This is a genomic window from Catenovulum maritimum (assembly GCF_001050375.1).
GTDB lineage: Bacteria > Pseudomonadota > Gammaproteobacteria > Enterobacterales > Alteromonadaceae > Catenovulum > Catenovulum maritimum.
Genome location: NZ_KQ130495.1, coordinates 40098 through 60478 on the forward strand (window position 1 = coordinate 40098; position 20381 = coordinate 60478).

Annotated in this window: 22 protein-coding genes; 19 read left to right on the forward strand and 3 right to left on the reverse strand. The window is 36.8% G+C overall.

Annotated elements, in window-relative coordinates:
- Positions 1–3: 3 nt before the first annotated feature.
- The 10 genes from gspF to XM47_RS13305 all read left to right on the forward strand — a co-directional run bounded on the left by gspF (position 4) and on the right by XM47_RS13305 (position 7409).
- Entirely contained in the window at positions 4–1230 is a 1227-nt protein-coding gene (gene gspF / locus XM47_RS13260; protein ID WP_048693400.1) for a type II secretion system inner membrane protein GspF, read from the forward strand.
- Positions 1231–1236: 6 nt separating this feature from the next.
- Entirely contained in the window at positions 1237–1665 is a 429-nt protein-coding gene (gene gspG / locus XM47_RS13265) for a type II secretion system major pseudopilin GspG (RefSeq protein WP_048693402.1), read from the forward strand.
- 21 nt (positions 1666–1686) lie between these two features.
- Positions 1687–2289, forward strand: a complete 603-nt coding sequence (gene gspH, locus XM47_RS13270) for a type II secretion system minor pseudopilin GspH (protein WP_048693405.1) — start codon at positions 1687–1689, stop codon at positions 2287–2289.
- Positions 2282–2656: a type II secretion system minor pseudopilin GspI gene (gspI, locus tag XM47_RS13275; RefSeq protein ID WP_048693408.1), complete on the forward strand. Its 375-nt coding sequence runs from the start codon at positions 2282–2284 to the stop codon at positions 2654–2656. The genes gspH and gspI overlap by 8 nt, the downstream gene beginning before the upstream one ends.
- Positions 2656–3273, forward strand: a complete 618-nt coding sequence (gspJ, locus tag XM47_RS13280) for a type II secretion system minor pseudopilin GspJ (protein ID WP_245623472.1) — start codon at positions 2656–2658, stop codon at positions 3271–3273. The genes gspI and gspJ overlap by 1 nt, the downstream gene beginning before the upstream one ends.
- Positions 3274–3286: 13 nt before the next feature.
- On the forward strand, positions 3287–4351 hold the full coding sequence (gene gspK / locus XM47_RS13285) for a type II secretion system minor pseudopilin GspK (protein WP_048693410.1): 1065 nt from the start codon (positions 3287–3289) through the stop codon (positions 4349–4351).
- A gap of 2 nt (positions 4352–4353) precedes the next feature.
- Positions 4354–5571, forward strand: coding sequence for a type II secretion system protein GspL (gene gspL / locus XM47_RS13290; RefSeq protein WP_048693413.1), 1218 nt, complete (start codon positions 4354–4356; stop codon positions 5569–5571).
- Positions 5568–6035: a type II secretion system protein GspM gene (gspM, locus tag XM47_RS13295; protein ID WP_048693416.1), complete on the forward strand. Its 468-nt coding sequence runs from the start codon at positions 5568–5570 to the stop codon at positions 6033–6035. The genes gspL and gspM overlap by 4 nt, the downstream gene beginning before the upstream one ends.
- Positions 6032–6793: a type II secretion system protein N gene (locus tag XM47_RS13300; RefSeq protein WP_048693418.1), complete on the forward strand. Its 762-nt coding sequence runs from the start codon at positions 6032–6034 to the stop codon at positions 6791–6793. Before gspM ends, XM47_RS13300 begins: the two co-directional genes overlap by 4 nt.
- Positions 6794–6893: 100 nt before the next feature.
- Positions 6894–7409, forward strand: coding sequence for a hypothetical protein (locus XM47_RS13305; protein ID WP_048693421.1), 516 nt, complete (start codon positions 6894–6896; stop codon positions 7407–7409).
- Positions 7410–7462: 53 nt separating this feature from the next.
- Here XM47_RS13305 and prsR read toward each other — a convergent pair whose 3' ends face one another.
- Positions 7463–8821, reverse strand: coding sequence for a PEP-CTERM-box response regulator transcription factor (gene prsR / locus XM47_RS13310; RefSeq protein ID WP_048693423.1), 1359 nt, complete (start codon positions 8819–8821; stop codon positions 7463–7465).
- Positions 8822–8845: 24 nt separating this feature from the next.
- Entirely contained in the window at positions 8846–10894 is a 2049-nt protein-coding gene (gene prsK, locus XM47_RS13315) for an XrtA/PEP-CTERM system histidine kinase PrsK (protein WP_048693425.1), read from the reverse strand.
- 245 nt (positions 10895–11139) lie between these two features.
- On the opposite strand from prsK, the gene XM47_RS13320 reads away from it, so the two are divergent.
- The 4 genes from XM47_RS13320 (at position 11140) to XM47_RS13335 (ending at position 14091) form a co-directional block, all read left to right on the forward strand.
- Positions 11140–11865 (forward strand): hypothetical protein, encoded by a 726-nt coding sequence (locus XM47_RS13320; RefSeq protein WP_048693427.1) that lies wholly within the window; start codon positions 11140–11142, stop codon positions 11863–11865.
- A 68-nt stretch (positions 11866–11933) separates the two neighbouring features.
- Complete coding sequence (locus XM47_RS13325) at positions 11934–12137, forward strand: hypothetical protein (RefSeq protein WP_149865512.1); 204 nt, start codon at positions 11934–11936, stop codon at positions 12135–12137.
- Positions 12134–12997, forward strand: a complete 864-nt coding sequence (locus XM47_RS13330) for an HprK-related kinase A (protein ID WP_077066562.1) — start codon at positions 12134–12136, stop codon at positions 12995–12997. The genes XM47_RS13325 and XM47_RS13330 overlap by 4 nt, the downstream gene beginning before the upstream one ends.
- A complete protein-coding gene (locus XM47_RS13335) occupies positions 12997–14091 on the forward strand; it encodes a nucleotidyltransferase family protein (protein ID WP_048693431.1) in 1095 nt (364 codons plus the stop codon). Before XM47_RS13330 ends, XM47_RS13335 begins: the two co-directional genes overlap by 1 nt.
- Here XM47_RS13335 and XM47_RS13340 read toward each other — a convergent pair whose 3' ends face one another.
- Positions 14092–14844, reverse strand: coding sequence for a S1 family peptidase (locus XM47_RS13340; RefSeq protein ID WP_048693433.1), 753 nt, complete (start codon positions 14842–14844; stop codon positions 14092–14094). It lies immediately after the preceding gene.
- 29 nt (positions 14845–14873) lie between these two features.
- Here XM47_RS13340 and XM47_RS13345 point away from each other — a divergent pair, with 29 nt between their 5' ends.
- The 5 genes from XM47_RS13345 (at position 14874) to XM47_RS13365 (ending at position 20261) form a co-directional block, all read left to right on the forward strand.
- On the forward strand, positions 14874–15659 hold the full coding sequence (locus XM47_RS13345) for an ElyC/SanA/YdcF family protein (RefSeq protein WP_048693434.1): 786 nt from the start codon (positions 14874–14876) through the stop codon (positions 15657–15659).
- A 12-nt stretch (positions 15660–15671) separates the two neighbouring features.
- Positions 15672–16544: a patatin-like phospholipase family protein gene (locus tag XM47_RS13350; protein WP_048693437.1), complete on the forward strand. Its 873-nt coding sequence runs from the start codon at positions 15672–15674 to the stop codon at positions 16542–16544.
- 244 nt (positions 16545–16788) lie between these two features.
- Positions 16789–17622, forward strand: a complete 834-nt coding sequence (locus XM47_RS13355; RefSeq protein ID WP_048693440.1) for a PEP-CTERM/exosortase system-associated acyltransferase — start codon at positions 16789–16791, stop codon at positions 17620–17622.
- Positions 17623–17664: 42 nt separating this feature from the next.
- Complete coding sequence (locus XM47_RS13360; protein WP_048693442.1) at positions 17665–18522, forward strand: ThiF family adenylyltransferase; 858 nt, start codon at positions 17665–17667, stop codon at positions 18520–18522.
- Between the two features lie 701 nt (positions 18523–19223).
- Positions 19224–20261, forward strand: a complete 1038-nt coding sequence (locus XM47_RS13365) for a PEP-CTERM sorting domain-containing protein (protein ID WP_048693445.1) — start codon at positions 19224–19226, stop codon at positions 20259–20261.
- Positions 20262–20381: the final 120 nt, after the last annotated feature.

Consider the following 20381-nt stretch of genomic DNA (forward strand, 5'->3'; position numbering starts at 1 on the left):
GCCATGGCGGCATTTGAATATAAAGCAATTGACGCTAAAGGGCGCAATAAAAAAGGTTTAATAGAAGCTGATACAGCGAAAGGCGCGAGACAGTTACTCAGAGAGAAAGGCTTAATGCCGACTGAGATTAATTCTGCAGCGTCACAAGAAAAGCAGCTTGCAGGGCAAGCAAAAAGCTTTTTGAGTTTTGAAAGTAAAATATCAGCAGCCGATTTGGCCTTGATAACACGTCAATTGTCGACTTTAGTTGCATCAGGTTTACCAATAGAAGAAGCCTTATTAGCGGTTTCTCAGCAATGTGACACAGCTAAGATTGAGCGCATGATCATGGCGGTTCGTTCTAAAGTAACCGAAGGTTATACATTAGCAGACAGCATGGCTGAGTATCCGCATATTTTTGATGAATTATTCTGTGCCATGGTAGCAGCCGGTGAGAAATCTGGACATTTAGATACAGTTCTAGAGCGTTTAGCCGATTATACCGAGCAACGGCAAGCAACTAAATCTAAAATCACTCAAGCATCGGTTTATCCAACCATGCTAATGGTAGTTGCCTTTTCCGTGGTATATTTTTTATTGACCTCTGTGGTCCCTAAAATTGTTGATCAATTTGATCGTCTTGGTGGTGACTTACCTGCAACAACTCAGTTTATGATAGCTGTCAGTGAATTTTTAACGAGTTATGGTGGAACTATCATTTTAGTTGTTTTAGCCGCATCAGTTGCATTTCAACGTATGATTAAAAAACCTGATTTTAGATTTAAATATCACAAAGCGTTACTCAGCATGCCTATGATAGGTAAAGTTTCGCGTGGCTTAAATACCGCTAGATTTGCACGCACTCTGAGTATTTTAACAGCAAGTGCAGTACCGCTTTTGGAAAGTATGAAGATCTCTGGTGAAGTACTGACTAATGATTATATTCGCCAAGCAATTAAAGAAGCTGGGGCGAATGTACGTGAAGGGAGCAGCTTAAGAGCTTCGTTACAACAAACAAAATTATTCCCACCTATGATGCTGCATATGATAGCAAGTGGTGAGAAAAGTGGTGAGCTAGAAAACATGCTGGCCCGAGCAGCAGATAATCAAGATAGAGAATTTGAAGCCTTAGTCAATATTACTGTGAGCATCATAGGTCCTGCTATGGTGTTATCTATGGCTGGGATTGTCTTTTTTATAGTTATTTCAATTTTACAGCCAATTATGGCACTTAACTCAATGGTAGGATAAAGCAAGATGAACCGTAAACAACAAGGTTTTACCATATTAGAAATTATGGTTGTATTAGTTATTATTGGTATTTTGGCCGGTATGATAGCGCCAAACTTTTTAGATAAAGGTGAAGAAGCTAGAATTAAAAAAGCGGCAACTGATATTGTTTCGCTAGAGCAAGCTATGGATATGTATAAATTAGAAAACCATAGATACCCGACAACAGAGCAAACATTATCAGCATTAGTTGAAGAACCTACATTTGAACCAATTCCAAAGAAATACCCAGAGAACGGTTATATAAAGCGTTTACCAAAAGATCCTTGGGATAATGATTACATTTTGGTTAGCCCAGGTGAGAATGGCAAGATAGACATATTCTCAGTTGGACCTGATGGTGAAGCTGATACCGAAGATGATATTGGTAACTGGAATATTGACGAATTTTTATAAGCCAATACAGAAGTTTATTCGGTGACACAATTATACTCAGTTAAAAGCCGCAATCGCGGCTTTACTTTACTTGAAATCATGCTGGTTATGGTCTTAATGGCTGTAGTAATCAGTAGTGTCACCCTATCTTTTGATATTCGTAGTACAGACAAAAAAGTAGAAGATGAAGCTAAGCGTTTTCATGCGGTTTATCAGTTAGCATCTGACTATGCTTTGTTAAACAATTTGCAGCTAGGCATGGCAATTAGCCCAACCCGTTATCAGTTTTTAGTTTTCGATGGCGAAGGTTGGCAAACTATCAATGATGATAAAGTACTTTCGCCACACGAATTAGAGGAAGGCTTCCAATTAGAGCTCACATTAGGGGAGCTTGATTGGTTAGATGATGGCGGTTTTGATTTAGATAAAGGTCTATTTTCTGACGACGATGAGGATGACGATTCTAAAATTAAGAAAGTGATTCCGCAGATATATTTATTTTCGAGCGGTGAGATCACGCCTTTTACACTCAAGATAAGTTACGAATTAGCATTCTCTGGCGAAGATAAAATTGAGTATCAAATTGTTGGTGATAGTGAATTGCCTCTAAAAGTTGAAAATATGGCGGAGCTGACACTTGAATAAGCTACGCCAACGAGGTTTTACGATATTAGAAGTTATGGTTGCTATGGTGATTTTAGCAACCGCGGGCATAGCAATAGTGCAGTCGGCTTCTGTTCATATCACAAATCAAGATAGATTGAAGCAAAATACCTTTGCGACTTGGGTGGCGAGTAATAAATTAAACGAATTATTAATTGTCAAAAAATGGCCAATTAAAAACAATGAAAGAGGCAGTTCAGAGTTAGCTGGACAAGAATGGTTTTGGCAAGTCTCAAGATTAAAAACTGCCTATGGTGATGATTTAGTCGCTGTTACTGTTGAAGTGTATGCAGACGAAGCCCGAAAAGAATATGTCACAGAACTGACAACTTATATGAGTAAGCCATAATGACTTTTCCATATAAAATGCAGAGACAACAAGGCTTCACCTTAATTGAAATGCTTCTAGCAATTTCAATTTTTGCCTTAATGAGTTTGGCTGGATTTAATATTTTATCGAGTACAGTTGATAGTAACGAGTTATCGCTTAAACATGGCGATAAGATGGCAAAGTTACAAAGAGCTATGCTCACGATAGAAAGAGATTTTACCCAAATAAGTCAGCGTAAAGTTCGAATTAATGGTGAAGCGCCGAGTGCTAATTTATTAGCACATGGCGAGCTAATTTTAGATAGCGAATCGCAAGTTTTGGCTTTTAGAAGAGTAGGCTGGACTAACCCTATGAATATGTTGCCAAGAAGCGAAGTGCAGTCACTGGCTTACCGTATCTTTGATGGCAACTTGGAGCGTTTGCATTATGTGTTTCCAGATCCGGTGCAGGGAGAAGAGCCTAAAGTACGAGTGCTTTTAGAAGATGTGGAACAAATCGAATTTGAATTTTTTGACCCTGAAGCAAAATCTTGGCAAACCACTTGGGAAAAAACAAGCTTACCATCTGGTGTCAGCATTAAATTATACAGTCAAGATTTTGGTGAAATTCAGCGTGTTTTCAATTTGGTTAACTAGGTAATAATAAAGAATGGTTAAGCAAAAAGGGGTTGCCTTAATAACAGTTCTGCTGATTGTCGCTTTAGTGACTATAGTCGCTGCAGAAATGGCTGTGAGGTTACAGTTTCAGATTAAACGTACTGAAAATTTGGCTTTCAATCAGCAAGCCTATTGGTTTGCAATGGGAGGCGAATCTTTAGTCTCTCTTGTACTGAATGAATCGCTTGCTGCTAAATCAGGACAATTTAACTTGTCTCAGCCTTGGGCAGTTGAAGAAATGAGCTTTCCACTGGAAGGTGGCGCAACGATTAGTGGCAGTGTAAAAGACTTAAGTAGTTGTTTTAATTTGAATGCGAGTATTGAACCGCCTGCTAAAAATGAAGATGGCTCTAAGCCAAATGTTTCTAATGAGCAAAGCCGCAATGACGCGAATGACTCTGGACGCACTGAGAATTCAAAAACCTTTGATATTGAACCCGAGCAACAGTTACAATTTTTATTAGAAAATGCTGGACTGGATTCGTACGACGCGGAGCAAGTAAGGGATGCTATTTTAGATTGGTTAGATGCTGATAGTATAACACGTGGATATGGAGCGGAAGATTATGTGTATGAAGCGAAAGCAGCCCCGTATATTACAGCAAATGGCCATTTTGTTGATTTGTCTGAGTTAAAGCTTATCCAGGGGTTAGATACAATTGCTTCTAAAAATGTTCTGGATGACTTACTTGAGTTAGCCTGCGTTGTGCCTAATTATGCTGAGCAAACGCTTAATGTGAATACCATTAAGGACGATCAAGCAGGTGTGTTGACTGCTATGTTTGGTAATAAGTTATCGATGCAGGATGCTAAGAGTATTATTTCGACTAGACCGATAGAAGGTTTTGCTAAGATTGAAGATTTTTGGGATTTATCAGAGATCAAAGCAATCGGGAATATATCAGCCCGAGTTAAAAAGCAATTTAGTGTGACCAGTAAATACTTTAAGTTGAAAACAAGAACAGAATACAATCAAAGTTGGGTCGATCTTTCGTCGATATTTGCACTAGATAAAAATGGCAAGTTTGTCGTTATAGCCCGAAAAATTGGAGTTTAAGAGTGTCAGAACAATTATATATTCGACTTGGTTCTAAACGAGAGCAGCCTGTTTTTTGGTTGATCTGGTCTGATACTGAAAAAGAAGTGATTGCATCGGGTGAGCTACCATCTGCATTTGAATTAGCAAGTTTAGAGCAAAGAGCCGGTGGTCGTAATGCTAGTATTTTAGTGCCGAGCTCATGTGTATCATTTAAAAAAGTCATCACCCCGGCAAAAGCAAATCGACAGGTTTTGCAAGCTTTACCTTATATGCTAGAAGAAGAGCTAGCTAATGATGTTGATGAGTTATTTTTTGCGATAGGCGATAAATACAGTGCAGACGAAGGTAATGTGCTTGAGACTGCGGTTGTCAGCCAAGAACAGATGACAGAGTGGTTGGACTGGCTCGACGAAGCTAAAATTCAGTGCCGCAAAATACTGCCTGATAGTTTAGCACTTCCTTGGCAAGCGGGATGTATCTCTATAATTCAATTAGGCGATGAGTGGTTGGTTCGTAGCGAATCGTTTTTAGGCTTAGTGTGTTGTGAAGAAAATCTAGATTTTTGGCTTGAACATACTGCAGGGGAATCAACTAAACTAATTCATTATTCCCCTCTACCTGAATCTTTAACTGTAAATTCTAAGTTTGAAGTGGAGGCGGGGGATTATAGCCTAGCATTAGAATTATTGGCTAAAGGCTGCAAAGAGAGCAAATTTAATTTACGCCAAGGCCAATTTCAATTTAAAAAAGATAGTTCGCAATTTGTCAAAATATGGCGCAATGCTGCCATCGTCGCTGCTATCGCCATTGGTGTTAATATCGTCAGTAAAGTAATTGAAGTAAATAACTTAAATGAACAAGTTGCTAGTTTGGATAAGCAAATTAGACAGACTTATTCGAGTGTCTTCCCTAATGCAAGAAACTTAAGTGTTGCTTTAATTAGTAAAGAAATAAAGAAAAAGCTGGCCGCTTCAGGCACAAGTAGCGATGCTAGTTTTTTGCATTTAATTGATGCTAGCGCACAGGCATTCTCAGCCGTGCCAGATTTAAAACCTGATAGTATTCGTTATGATGCTAAAAGGGCGGAAATACGAATTAATGCAAGTGCCAATAATTTCCAAAGTTTTGAGCGTTTTAAGACGACGGCAGCTCAATCAGACCTGGTGGTTGAGCAAGGTTCGTTAAATAGCAAAGGTTCTCAAGTTGTGGGTGCGATTAGTATTAGGAGTGCATCATGAAGCAGTGGTTTGAAAGCTTAGCGCCAAGAGAGCGTCAGTTAGTGATTGCTGCTGGTATAGTATTAGTCATAGGTTTATTTTTCCAATTGGTCATAGGCCCTTTGAATGAAAATTTGTCCCAAGCTCAATCTAAATTAGAGAAAAAACAAAAGTTACTGAAATTTGTTGAAGAGAAGACGGCTGTTTTAAAGAATAGTAAGTCACAAACAAAGCGCAGCGTATCTGGCTCTTTAACTCAAATTGTCAATAATTCAGCTAGAAAATCTGGAATTGCTTTAGCTAGAATGCAACCGCAAGGTGCTTCATTACAAGTTCAAATTGATGAGATCGAATTTAATGCGTTACTAGGTTGGTTAAATGAGTTGACCGCCAAGCAAGGTCTAATATTAGAATCTCTAGATATTTCTCAATCAGACAAAACAGGTGCAGTAAAAGTGAGACGGTTACAGGTGACTAAAGCATGATAAAGCAGTGGATTAATCGTTTTACTTGGGCCTTGTTATTATATTTAATCTTTTTAATTGCTACCCTACCGGCTAACTTAGTTGTTACTCAAGATAAAATAGGTAAACAAGCTAAATTAGGCAATGTTTCAGGCTCTATTTGGTCAGGAAAAATTGACGCGGTCTTGGTTAATAACATCTTAATTAAAGATGTTAAATGGCAGTTTAATTTTTTACAGCTGCTGACAGCCAAAGCGGGTGTTGACCTTGAATTTGGGAGCAAACGTAAAATATTAGAACCTCAAGGTACGGGGCAAGTCGCTTACGGCTTTTCTGGGATTTTAATTTCTGATTGGCAGTCAAGTTTTCCATCTGAATTGATTACGCAAAATATTCGTTTACCGATAAAAGCTAGCGCTTCAGGTCTAGTTAAGTTAACGGTTGCAGAAGCTCAATTAGGTCAACCTGTATGTAGTGTATTATCAGGCGAAATTAATTGGTTGAATGCGTCAGTTAATGCAATGAAGAGCCAGATTGATTATGGGGACATCAAAGCCGCGCTTTCTTGTGATAAGGGGGCTTTGGTGGCTAAAGTTTCTGGTAATCAAGATGTGCTAGATTTAACGGCGACGGCTAAATATCAAGGTGGCAATAAATACTCGCTCATTGGTCAAGTCGCTGCTGGTGACAAAGCAGATGCGGTATTGGTTAATACACTTAGTCTTTTAGGCAATAAAAATAGTCAAGGTAAGTACCTTATTAACCTTAGCTCGGGATAACAACTTGCTTTCTTGAGGGCCTTGTTATTAGAAACAAGGCTTTTAAATAAAAAATTAAATAATTAGCCCTGAATTGGGCCAACTAAATCAAGGATGATTTATGCCGATTTCCTCACACCACGTAGCTAAATTACTCGTTAACCGTATTTTATTAGGCTGGGTGACAAACTTTTCTATTGTTTTAATTTGTTTACAAATTATTCTTCAATTTAACGCGTTTTATCAATATGAAGATTTTACCAAGAAACTTGAGCTATATTGGCTGCAGGAGGAAGGGATCGCTATTCTACTAATTTGTTTCGGTGTTGTGTTGGAAGGTCGTGAAATCTTATTGAAACGGTTCGCGTCTAAAAAACAACTCGATATTCAACATGATACCAATGAAGCTTGTGAATATTATGGACTAATGCTGTTGATTATTGGCTTGGTGATTGAGGTTTTTGCCGTTTTTGCTCATTTAATCGATCTTCACCCAATATTTAATTTTTATAGTCAGGTTTGTATAACTATGCCACTGAATTTATATAGTGTGTATTTATTGATAGGCTTGAGTATGGCCTTGTATAAAAGCCATTGGATTAAGCTTATACAGCTTTGGGCTGTGAGAAGCCGGTAGAAAGTAAGCACCAGTCATAAACTGGTGCATAATTTATGCTTAGAAGGGATTGGTTAAGATTTTATATCTGTCATTTCATACTTATCAAGTAGCGAATATAGCGTCGGCCTAGTTACGCCGAGTAACTCTGCTGTTCTTGAAATATTCTTCTCAGACAAATTATAGGCATGGCGAATTGCAGCCGTTTCTGCTTTCTCTCTCACTTCTCTTAAATTTAAAGAAGTAAATTCAGGTGTTGGCGTATCGCTTGCTACAAAGAGGCCTAAATCATCTGCGGTAATAAAGGGGGTATCTGCCATAACCACAGCTGTTTTGAGCTTGTTTTGCAGTTCTCGAATATTACCTGGCCACTTGTGTCCAGCTAACGCTGCTTTAGCGTCGTCACTAAAACCGCGAATTGATTTATTAAATTGATCGTTGTAACTATCTAGGAAAGATTTTGCGAGTAGTAAAACATCATTTCCTCTGTCTCTAAGTGGCGGGATATTGATAATTAACTCACTGATCCGATAGAATAAATCTTCTCTGAATGTTTCTTGCGCTGACATGTCTTGTAAGTTTCTATGAGTCGCACAGATAACTCTGATATCGACGGGAATTTCTTCTCTTCCGCCAACTCGTTCAATCACTCGCTCCTGCAAGAATCGTAACATTTTAGCTTGCAAAGCGATTGGCATATCACCTATTTCATCTAAAAATAAAGTGCCGCTTTGTGCCGTCTCAATTTTCCCTTTAGTTGTTTTATTTGCACCCGTGAAAGCGCCTTTTTCATAACCAAATAGTTCAGATTCAAGTAAGTTCTCAGGTATCGACGCACAGTTTATTGCGACGAATGCTTTATTCGCTCTGTCACTTGAATTATGAATTGCTCGGGCAAAAACTTCTTTACCCGTACCACTTTCACCAAGTAATAAAGTTGTTATTTCGGTTTTTGCTATTTTCTCAGCTCTTTTCGCTGCGGCTAAAATAGAATCACTATTACCTATAATAGTGCCCATAGCAGCATCGGTTTTTGATAAGCGACGATTCTCTTGTTCAAGTTCGACTAAATTGAAGGCGCGGGCAATGATGGTATTTAAAGTATCAACATCGACAGGCTTTTGATAAAAGTCGTATGCCCCGAGTTCAACTGACTTCAACGCATTTTCTTTATCTGTATTCCCTGTTAGCACGATAACTTTTGTTTTCGGTGCTAGTGACAATATCTCAGTGAGAGCGGCTATTCCTTCTGATGCATTTGCCGCGTCAGGTGGTAAACCTAAATCAAGTGTAACCACTTCAGGTTCAAACCTTCTTAATTGAGTGATTGCACTTTGCCTGTCATCTGCAAAAATTATTTCGTAGTCGGATAAACCCCATTTTAATTGTTTTTGGATGCCTTTATCGTCATCCACTACGAGTAACTTAGCCATTACGAGTCCTTGAATTTTCTTGGTTTAATTGATTGGCAATTGAATTGTAAAACGTGTGCCGACATCTTCGACTGAATCAACTTTGAGATGTCCGCCTGCTTGCTCAACATAGAGCTGAGCATCATAGGCACCTATGCCCATTCCTGCATTTCCTTTCGTTGTTACAAAAGGTTTAAATAGCTTATCACGAATAAACTCACTCGACATGCCACAACCATTATCTTTTAGTTCAATAATTAAATTATTTTCACTTCTATTGATCGAAATACTGACTTCACCGTCGTCAGGTGTCGCTTGTTGGGCATTATCTATCAAGTGGTACATGATATTTGAGAATTTTTCACTATCTAGAGATAATTCCACTGTCTCAAGTTCGATTACCTTAGGTTTAGGTAAAATATTGAGGCACTTATCTTTGATTAACTGCCTAAGTAAATCACCAATGTTAAGTTTATTGACACTGATATTCTCTTCTACGGATTTATTCATCAACTGAGACAACATTTTTTCCATTCGTTGTTTGGTATATCCTAATGTCTCAAAAGTATCGTCGATAAAATCTGGATTATGTTTATGTTTTTCCGCATTCGATAAAATCATATCGACTTGGGAGAGCACATTTTTTAAATCGTGAATGACAAATGCAGACATGCGGCTGAAAGCGGCAAACTGGGCATTTTCTGTGATTAATTGCATTGCCTCATGCTGAAAAATGTAATGTCCTACTTGATTCGTCACAACTGTCATATAGTCTCTTATTTCCCAATTAAAGATGAGTTGTTCACCACTCAAGTTGTTGAGACATACAACCCCCCATAATTCGGCTTCTTGGTATATTGGGATAATTACGTGATATGAGCAGGATTCAATTAATTCGTACGAAATATGCAGTCCTGGATAATTTTGACTATTTGATTGGTAGTCTTTTAAATCGACGATCCAATGTTTCTTTTGAATAAATGGAATGACTAAGTCTAAAACTTGATCACAGCTAGAATTTGCCGGGATGTTTTTATATTGCTCTGTTGTTTTGGGGTAATGATAAGAAGCTAATTCTGGTGTGCCTTTTTTCAGTTTTATCAGCATGCCAGAGTCGTACTCTGTCGAGTATAAGAATGCCTGTAAGCTTCTGTCGTAAAAATTATTGTCCTCGTCCAATGGCAAGTTGAGTAAGTTAGTTAGATTTAACCATCTAACACGATAATCAAATTGATTGGCAAAGAAGTTTTTCTCTAAAAAAACTTTAAAATTACGCTTTAAAGTTTCGGAAATAAATAGTGCAAAGAGGATAGTGAAGGCCAAAGCGATAAAGATGCTTTGAATCATTCCTGTCCATTGTGATTCTATACTTTTGATATAAAAACCGACTATAGCCATTAAGCATAAATAAAATCCTGCAGCAATCAGTAAACTACTTTGAAATACCATTTCTCTGGATATGTAAACCTTAATGCCTAAAGATTTACTTCGCTTCACAGACCAGAGTAAAAGAGGCACTAAGGCTGTATGTAAGTAACCCCTTGCTAACCACATGTCGTTGTTTATCTGAATAACTAAGCTTGCATCTGCAAAAACAATGAAATCAAAAATTAATAGCGTCCCCAACCCTAAAATAAGTGGTTTTAAACCCCAGAGTTCCTCCGCTGCTCGGCGGTATAAAATCTCTAAAAATATCAGGGCAGCAACCGTCAGTGCCAAATAGCCGATGAAGAATAATGCTGGTGAAATAATGTTGTAATGTGAAAAAAGAGGAATACAGATAGCAACTAAACTTATTCCTAAGGTGTATTGGTTTGTTAATAACGTTTTCGCTGTTGCTGTTTTATTGAGCATACTAAATAAAAGTATGCAGGTTATTGCTATTCGAATACTTTCAGCCCAATTTACAATAGTTTCATTTATCAAAGAAAACTCAGCTAATAAATGAGTTGCGCCCCAAATTAAACTAGCAGAAGAGAATAAGATAAATACTCTATGAGGGAGGTTTTTGTTTTTACCGATACAACTCAGTAAAGTTAAAGCTAAATAAGCTATAGTTGCGAGCAAAAAGCCGAGCCAGGTAAGTATGTCCATGTTATTATTCTTGATTATTTATTTGATTCGTTCACAATATTACTCAATTGACACGCTTAAGCATATTAAAACTGTCTACTTTTTTTACAATAAAAAAAAATAGATGTTTTATCAGTATAAAAGTTCAATAATAACAAATACTTGTTCTTGTTGGTGCGTATCTTGCTTTTGTTCATGTATATAGTATAAATTTGCTTAAGCTGTAAATGTCTTTGACAAATTACAGTTTTTAAATGGAGACTGAGATGTCTAATAAAACAATTCAAAGTAACTCAAGTAATCCTCGCCGTAGCTTTATTAAAAAAGGGGCGCTTGGTGCAGCCTTAGTTACCACTATCAGTAGTAAATCAGCTTGGGGTAGTGTTACTAGCTGTACTGTATCAGGAACACTCTCAGGCAACTTATCTAATACACATGATTTCTCTGCTTGTCAGTTAAAAGGTTATAGCCATGGGAGTTGGAGCAAACCGCATGGTAACGGAAAGGCTAGATGGGATTTTATTAAACAAAATACCAGCCCTAAAGTGAAACCAACGCATCCAATTCAAAATATCTTAGGTACAGGTTTGAACGGTATTGATGATGACGCTGAAATACTTATGTTCTTGAAAGATAAGAAAATTAAGCATATGGGTGATAATGAAAAAACTAGGTTAAACATCACGCAGACTAACGAAAATAAGAATACAAAATATTCAGAGTTGGTACTGGATAATAAAAATGATGCAGGTATTTGGAGGCAGAGAATTACAGCTGCTTTAAATGCATTTTTATTCTACACTATGAAGAAAGTATACGAAGCAGATAATAATGCAAACTTTTCAAACATTGTTGCTTCGGATTTCTTTTATGAAATAAGAAGTGAGTTACCAGGCGCGAACTCTGAAGATCATTTAGAGGCTACTATTTTATGGATTTTAGCGTCAAATGACGAGAGTGAAATTATGGGTGGGTCTGATTGGGCTTATTAATTAATCTAGCTCTTTAAATGTATTTAAAATTAAGCCATGCACTAATTTACTCTAAATTAGGAGAAAGCATGGCTGTATATAATAAATTAACCGATGATACACATATTATCGGTTTTCCTTATTCTAGTGTGTTGAGTGGGTTAAATAACTCAATTGATACATTCGATGATCTGAACGAATTTTTATCTACTAACTTTTCAATTGAAGAGTCAACTGAAAATTTAATCATGCATTTAGAAAAGCTCGGTGTAATTGTTGTGGTGCCAAGTTGAATTTGTGTCGTTTCACAGTCCAAACTGGACCTTTTTCCTTTTCAATAAATAGTAATATTAGTTACCTAGTCCAAGAACTTGGCAAAATGTATGAAGGGTTTTCTGAGTGCACTCCTAATCAGTTCATTGACTTTAATATATCAATCCAGCATAGCAAGGGGTTGAGGCGCATTATCAAACCTCAAGCAAATTTCTTTCTTGATGAGTTTTCCCCATTTAAACCACTTCCTGCTATACAAGCCTACCCAATGTTAGAGTGGGGGATGAATTGGTGCATGGCCCAGCATGCGCATCATTATTTAATGTTACATGCTGGGGTTGTCGAAAAAAATGGAAAAGCGATAGTGCTACCTGCAACGTCGGGTTCTGGAAAAAGTACTTTGACAGCTGCACTTGTATTTAATGGGTGGCGACTTTTCTCTGATGAGATTGCATTATTTTCTTTGAAAGATGAATTGCTCTATCCTTGTTCCAGACCAATTAATTTAAAGAATGAATCAATCGAAATAATCAAAAATTACATTCCAGATGCGGTCTTTAGCAATATTGCATTGGATACACATAAAGGCACAGTGTCTTTATTAAAACCTCCTGCGGATAGTGTGAGGAGAATGCATGAACCAGCACCTTTAGGTATGTATGTTTTTCCCACATACAAAGCAGGAAGTGCCGCACGTTTAAATACTATTTCACCAGAGCAGGCTTTGCGTAATTTAACTCAACATAGTTTTAATTATCATATTATTGGAAAATCAGGCTTTGAGCTTTTAGTGAAACAATTACAAACAACGCCTTGCTATGAGTTTCAATATAGTTCATTTGACGATGCAATTGATGTTTTTAATGGTTTGGTCGATTAATGTCTATATTAATAGCTGTATTGAATGATGCTGAACTTATAAATAACTTTGGTGTTAAAGAGTGGAGTTTACTTAAATTAGAAGCTAAATCTGCTAATTTAGTCGGGCCATTATTTACTTATTTAAAGTGTAAAGAAAAATCAATACCAGAGTATGTTTCTTGGCACTTTGAATCATCACTGATTATCGCTAATAAACAGCGCAGACAAGCTTTAAGAGAAATTAAAGATATAAACCTTTCTTTAGCTGCATTTAAAGATGTTACTTTTCTAAAGGGTGCTGCTTATATAATTCATCACCTTGATTGTAGTGTAGGGCGGTTGTTTTCTGATATAGATTTACTTGTTAATAAAGCTGAGTTAGCTCAAGTTGAAAGAGCGCTGTATTTTAATGGCTGGCTACAGACTGAAGTTGAAGATTACGATGAAAAGTATTATCGCGAATGGATGCATGAGATCCCACCTATGCAGCATGTAAGCAGAGGAACTGTGTTGGATGTTCACCATAATATATTGCCGAAAACCAACCAACTATGTTTAAGCCCTTCACTTTTTGAATTTGAAGATGTTGATCTAGAAGATATTGGTCGAATTAAAACATTATCTAAAAATGATATGTTTATACATTGTGCTGTTCATCTGTTTACTGAGAGTGAGTTTCATAATGGGCTTAGAGACCTATGGGATTTACACTGTATGATTATACAATTTTCAAAAGAAAAAAGTTGTTTTATTGATGATGTTTACACACGTTCATGTGAGTTAGGTTTAGAGTCTTACGTATTACTTGCCTTTAGATATACTAATAAAGTTTTTTTTACTCCATTAAATAATGATATTAGAAATGTATTGGATAATGAGAGATTTATACAAAAATTTTGTTGGGATTTCGCATTTTTAAATATATTTAAACCAGATGCTAAAGCTTGTCGAACTTGGAAAACACCTATTGCAACGTTTTTAACTTATTGGCGCGGTCACTTAATTCGTATGCCATTACGCTTGTTAGCTCCCCATTTAATGCGTAAGTTATGGATGCAATTTAGAGATGCTTTAGATAAGACTCCTAAAGAAGAAGCACAGAATTTACCTTAATTATAACTTTTCGATTAACTCATTTAAATATTTGATTGGTATAGCATAAGTAATTGCACTGGGATCACTTAATACAGATTCTTTAGTTTCTTTTACAAATACCTTGTTAACGATTGCAATGACTTCACCTGTGTCATGTAAATATACAGCACTGCCGCTGTTTCCTGGGTAGGCAGTAGCATCTAACTGATAAGTATAAAATGGGTTTCTAAGTCTTTTTAATGCCGCTATGGTTAACTGGTTACTATTAGATGAAGGCGTTACCACAGGCGTTTTAGCCGAAATAATACCTCTGTGAGTCACAGGGTATAAGCCTAATACAGCACCGATTGGAAATCCAGTAAAGGCAACTTGGGTTCCGTCTGGCTTAAATTCAGTATTGGATAATTTTACAGCCGGTAGTTTACCACTGATGATTTTTAGAATGGCGATATCGTGGACTGGATCACTTGAAACTATTTCGACAAAGTAAATTTCTGGTTTATTTCCGATACCAGCAAAGATAACTCGTTTCTCATTTGCGTTTTCGTCAAGTGAATTACTAACTACATGATAATTGGTCGCTACATGCTGGCCTAGCATAATGACAAATCCAGTACCTTGTAAACTTGCTCTTGGACTGTTTAATGGGTTATATACGCCAACACCTACAACAGACGGTTTGATTTTTGCTATAGTCTCGACCAAGTTAGCTTTGGCTGTGAAACTGATTAAAATGATCAGTGTTAAAATAAAAACTAAGCTTTTCTTCATAATTAAACTTATCGGATTTGGTTAATTTAATGGATATTTTATTTACAATCAAAAAGGTGCTTGGTGTTATTATTTCACCTTTCCCAATTTGTTGCTTTATTATTTTTGTAGGCCTTATTATTTTATTTAAAGCAAAAAGGGATTTAAACAAAATTAAGCGAGCTAAATGCTTTCTGTCTATCGGAATCCTGTTATTGTTGCTTATATCCTCACCTATCGTTTCTTTTCAACTTCTTCGACCAATAGAAACAGTTTACGCTAAATATCAAGATGTTGAGCAAAGTGTCGATAATATCATAGTGCTGGGGTGCTATAATACAGAGGATGCTTCACTTCCTTTGGTAGCAAACATTAAACCTTGTTCTTTATACAGAGTCGTTGAGGCAGCTCGGCTTGCTAGAGTATACCCTGAAGCTGAAATTATTTTATCAGGCTGGCAGAAAACAAAAGGTCGGGAATATAGCCACCCAGCTTACATGGCTCAATTATTAATATCTTTAGGCATAGATGAAGAAAGAATCGTTTTAAAAGAAGAAAATAATGATACCTCGGAAGAGGCAATTAGCTTAAAATCAATAGCAGTTGGTAAATCAAATTTATTAGTAAGCTCTGCGAGCCATTTAAAACGGGCTGTAAAAATATTTGACGCACAGGGAATTAGTGTAACGCCCGTGCCTGCAGAGTTTTTAGCTAGAGAAGTGGGAGGGAGCTTTCATGCTTTATTACCATCTGGTGATGCGATTAATAACACTCAGCGTGCATTTTACGAATTATTAGGTAACATTTGGGTATGGATGCTTTCCGTACTAAAATAAATTTGGATTTATATGGATACCCTAGCAGAAACACTTGCTCAATTTGAGCAACTTGATCAAACCAAAATCGTTCCCGTTTTCTCTGGCGGTGGAACCCGAGCTTCGGCGCATATTGGGATACTACAAGCATTAAAAGAATTAAAAATTGAATTTGATAACCTTGTCGGTGTTTCTGGCGGGAGTATTATTTCAGCATTGTACTGCTCAGGAATGGATATTAATGATATTAAGCAACTCGCTTTAGATACTGATTTTAAGCAGTTCAGAGGTTACAGCCTGATTCGCTTATTTCGAGATGGTGGCTTAGATTCAGGTGATAAGTTTGAAAAATGGATGGATCATCATTTAAAAGGCGCAACATTTGCTGATTTAAAATACAATTTAAATGTATTAGCAACGGATGTAAATGGAGGCGGTCCAGTCGTCTTTAATAAAACTAGAACACCTAGTTTAAAAGTTTCTAAAGCTGTTCGATTCTCTATGTCTATACCACTCATGTTCAGCTTCCAAAAATATGAGGATCACATTTTAACAGATGGCGCCATTTTAGCTGAAGATGCTTTATTTAATGATTGGGCTGGGGATGGAACACCAACGATTTGCTTCAGATTAAAAAGTAAACCGGGTAAACAAAAACCGCAAAGGGCTTCGATTTTTCCATTGAAAAATTATGTCCTAATGCTAGTTAGAACTTTTATGACAGCAGTTTCTCGAGAATATGTTCAAGCAAATCACTGGCATAGCACAATTGTAATTGACACAGGCACGATTTCACCGGTCGATTTCAACCTAAATAACGAACAAAAGGAAGAGTTGTATCAAGCAGGCTACTCGACAGTGTTATCAATAATTCCTAAGAAGCTTTTTCAACCTGTGAAAGGTTAGCGTTTGCTGTTGGCAATAACTCGCCTTTTATCGGCTCTGATTAGCATTGTTTATTTTGCCTAATATTCAATTAGATATATCAATTTAACTTACACGAAGCTAAACTGATTTATATTTTTATTTTTTATTTATTTAGAAAATAACTTTATATATATTAATCTTAGTTATTATGCTGAATTGTTAGAATTTTCTAACTTTGTTATTACAGTCGAATTTTATTTAAACAAGGCTAGTTAGGTATAAAATGAAAGCATTACGGAAATTAGCAGATAAGCCTATTATTGGTCCAGTTGTAAAAGCTGCTATTCGTTATTTTGCAGATAAAGAAGTCGATGGTATCTCTGGACATTTTTCCCAGTTTTTAACTCCTTTACTTGCGACAACTCCTGAGCTTAAACAAGATACATACAGAGTTAGACATAATGTGTACTGTGAAGAGCTATCATTTTTGGAAAAGCATGAATCTGGAATGGAACAAGATCATTTTGATGCCCATTCCATCCATTGTGCTATCAAGCACAAGCATACAGATGCATATGCTGGTACGGTTCGTTTGGTCGTTTCATCTAGCCTAGATGAAAAGTTGCCTCTGGAAGAATATTGCCCTGACTCTATCGACAATGATGAAGTCCACCCTAGTGACTTTAGCCGCGATAAAATATGCGAAATATCTAGACTTGCAATCCCCGCTGACTTTAGGAGGCGTAACGCAGATAAATTCTCAGGAGCAGCAACCGGTGCTATTAATGAGGTATCTTATTCAGAATCTGAATTAAGATGTTTCCCTTTTATCGCCGTTGGTTTATACATGTCTTGTGCGTCTATCGCCCATCAACGTGGGATTAAGCATTGCTTTGTTATGATGGAGCCTAGATTGGCCAGAAGCCTAAAATTTGTCGGCATTCAATTTAAAAAAATAGGCCCGACAGTGGAATACCATGGTCAAAGAGCACCTTATTATATTAGTAATAAAATGTTAATGGATAGCTTAAGTCCTGGCTTTAAAAAATTAATGTACCGAATTGAAGATGATATTGAACTTCAATATAAAGACGCATTTAAAAAAGGCTTAATGTAAAGTCATCATTCTCTTTTAAAATGGATATAAAGGTTTAGTAAAATGTTTAATTACGAGAACGCATTTTCAAGAAATATTGGTTGGGTCACAGAAAGCGAGCAACAAGTTCTCAGAAGCAAAAGAGTTGCAACCGCAGGGGCTGGGGGAGTTGGGAGTGAGCATATAGTTACCTTAGCTAGATTAGGCATAGGTAAATTTAATATATCTGATTTTGACGAATATGAAGTTCATAATTTTAACCGGCAAGCTGGGGCATTTATGTCTACTATAGACAGACCAAAGGTTGAAGTTATGGAAGAAATCGCCAAAGACATCAATCCAGAAGCTGAAATTAAGTCTTTTCCGGAAGGAATTAATGAATCTAATGTTGATGAGTTTCTTCAAGATGTTGATGTTTATGTTGATAGCCTAGATTATTTTGCACTCCAAGCCCGTAAATTAGTTTATAAAAAGTGCCTTGAAAAAAATATTCCCGTTGTAGTTGCTGCGCCAATTGGGATGGGGACTGCACTATTGTGTTTTACGGAAGATAGCATGAACTATGAGGAATATTTTCGCTTTGAAGATTGTAAAACTGAAAATGAACAACTCGTTAAATTCTTAATAGGTTTGAGTCCTTCTTTAATTCAACGAAGTTATTTAGTCGATCCATCAACAAGTGATTTTATTGCTAAAAAAGCGCCTTCATTACCTATGGGAGTTAAATTGTGTGGAGGTGCTGCGGCTTCTTATGTTCTGAAAATTTTACTCGGACGTGGAGAGCTCGTTAAAGCGCCTTATGGAATACACTTTGACGCTTATAAAAATAAAATGGTTAAGACGTGGCGTCCTTGGGGGAATAGAAACCCAATCCAGCGCTTAATGTTTAGCATCGCCAAGAAAGTTGTACTTAAAAAATAACAAGTTTTTAAAATTCTAAGCAGGTGAAACGGTTATTTCACTTGCTTTTTATTAAAAAAACACGTCTAGTGGGCGTGGATATTTACTTTAAAATATGTTGGTGACTATATAATTTATCTTGGAGTGAAATAATTAGTCATAACATGAATAGGAAGTAAAGTACTCAGAGGAATGTATTCTAATTGCTTTTCCTTCGGCAAGGAATATGGCAATAATAAAGCTATATAGTCAACTCAGTGGCCAATAAAAATGTTAGAATTATTAACGAAAAAGTTAAGACCAGACTTTAACTTGAAACTGTTCTGTTCGATTCTATCTACCTAGCTATAAAATTACCCACTTAACAAAGCTTGACTAACGCTTTAGGCATGCTATTAGGCATGCTATTAGGTATGCTATTAGGCATGCTAGTTACCGCGCGTATATTATCTTTGACTCTCGTTACGTATATGCTCAAGCAAGCGCTTTCCCCATATTTAATGTTAACTTGAGTTTCTTTTCTAGGAGTTGTTGACATCGCTCTCGTTTTAAATTCTGTTTGTATGTCAGTATTTTTTACACTAGTGTTTCGGTAATAATTGAAATATTTACCAGGGCCCCTTAATTTGTTGTTTTTATTGGGTTTTTTAAAGTTGGCATTGGGGTTGCATTATTGTGGTTACAAGCAACATAATATTCTTAACGATACAGGAAACTTAATTATGAAAAAGTTAAATAAATTAGCTCTAGGGATTGCACTAAGTACAGTATCTGCTTTTTCTCAAGCTGGTACTATCATTACTAACTGGGGCTATATCAATGAAGCTGGTTTCGCAAATGCGACTACTGGTTATGCTAAAGAAGTTCAAACAGTTAATGGCGCAAAAAACTCATTTTTAGATCCGAATACATTACAGCCACTAGATTCAACTGGTGCAGCATCACCGACTAATGGCAATAACTGGGCACTAAATTATGAAGATGGTTTAGTATATGATTTGGGAACAGCGGGTTATGTTAGTGGTTCTTCTAACGTGAGTGATAGCTCTACTGGTCTTTCAATTTTCGAAGAACCTACTGTTAACAACCCTGCAGGCATTCCAAGTGGTGCTTTATATGATGAAATATGTTGGGGTAAAGGCCCTAGCTGTTTGTCTTTTAAAGACGGAAACGGCGCTGATGTATCTCGTTTAGAAGGTACAGCGACAGTTAACGCAAATGGTGGTACCAACTGGAATACTGGTACAACAATGTCACACAAAAATAAAATTACTGGTTCTCCTTCATTAACTTCAATCGATTTGATTGACGGTTTGAAATTATTCAGTAATGAAGTTGTTGGTGGGCAGTTACCGTTAATCGAATTAGGTTTCGACATCATCTTCAATGAAACATATGATGCGCCTGAATTGTTTGACTACGCGCCAGATGATGCATTTATCGTATCAATTCCAGCTGAGTTTAACTCTCTTGTAACTTTTGGTGCTGACTATATTGATATCACTTTAGGTTTAGACCTTACTGGTGCAGTAGCTGCTGGTTATCACACTGATTATGAAGTTGTAACTCGTATTAGTGGTTTAGAAGTTGTTTCTGTCTCTAATAACCAAGCGTTTGGTTTAATTACTCCTGAAGGCGGAACTAACCTTTTAAATGCTGCATTCGCAATTCGCGCAGTAGGTGTTCCAGAGCCAGTATCGATCGCTATCTTCGGTCTTGGCTTGTTAGGTTTAGCTGGTGCAAGTCGCAGAAAAGCTTAATTTAAATAGTACTAAATACTAAAACCGTTACTATATTAGTAACGGTTTTTTTTATTGTATGTCAGTGTTTTTTACACTTTCTGTTGATTAATTTTTAATGTCATTATATTATCCGAGACA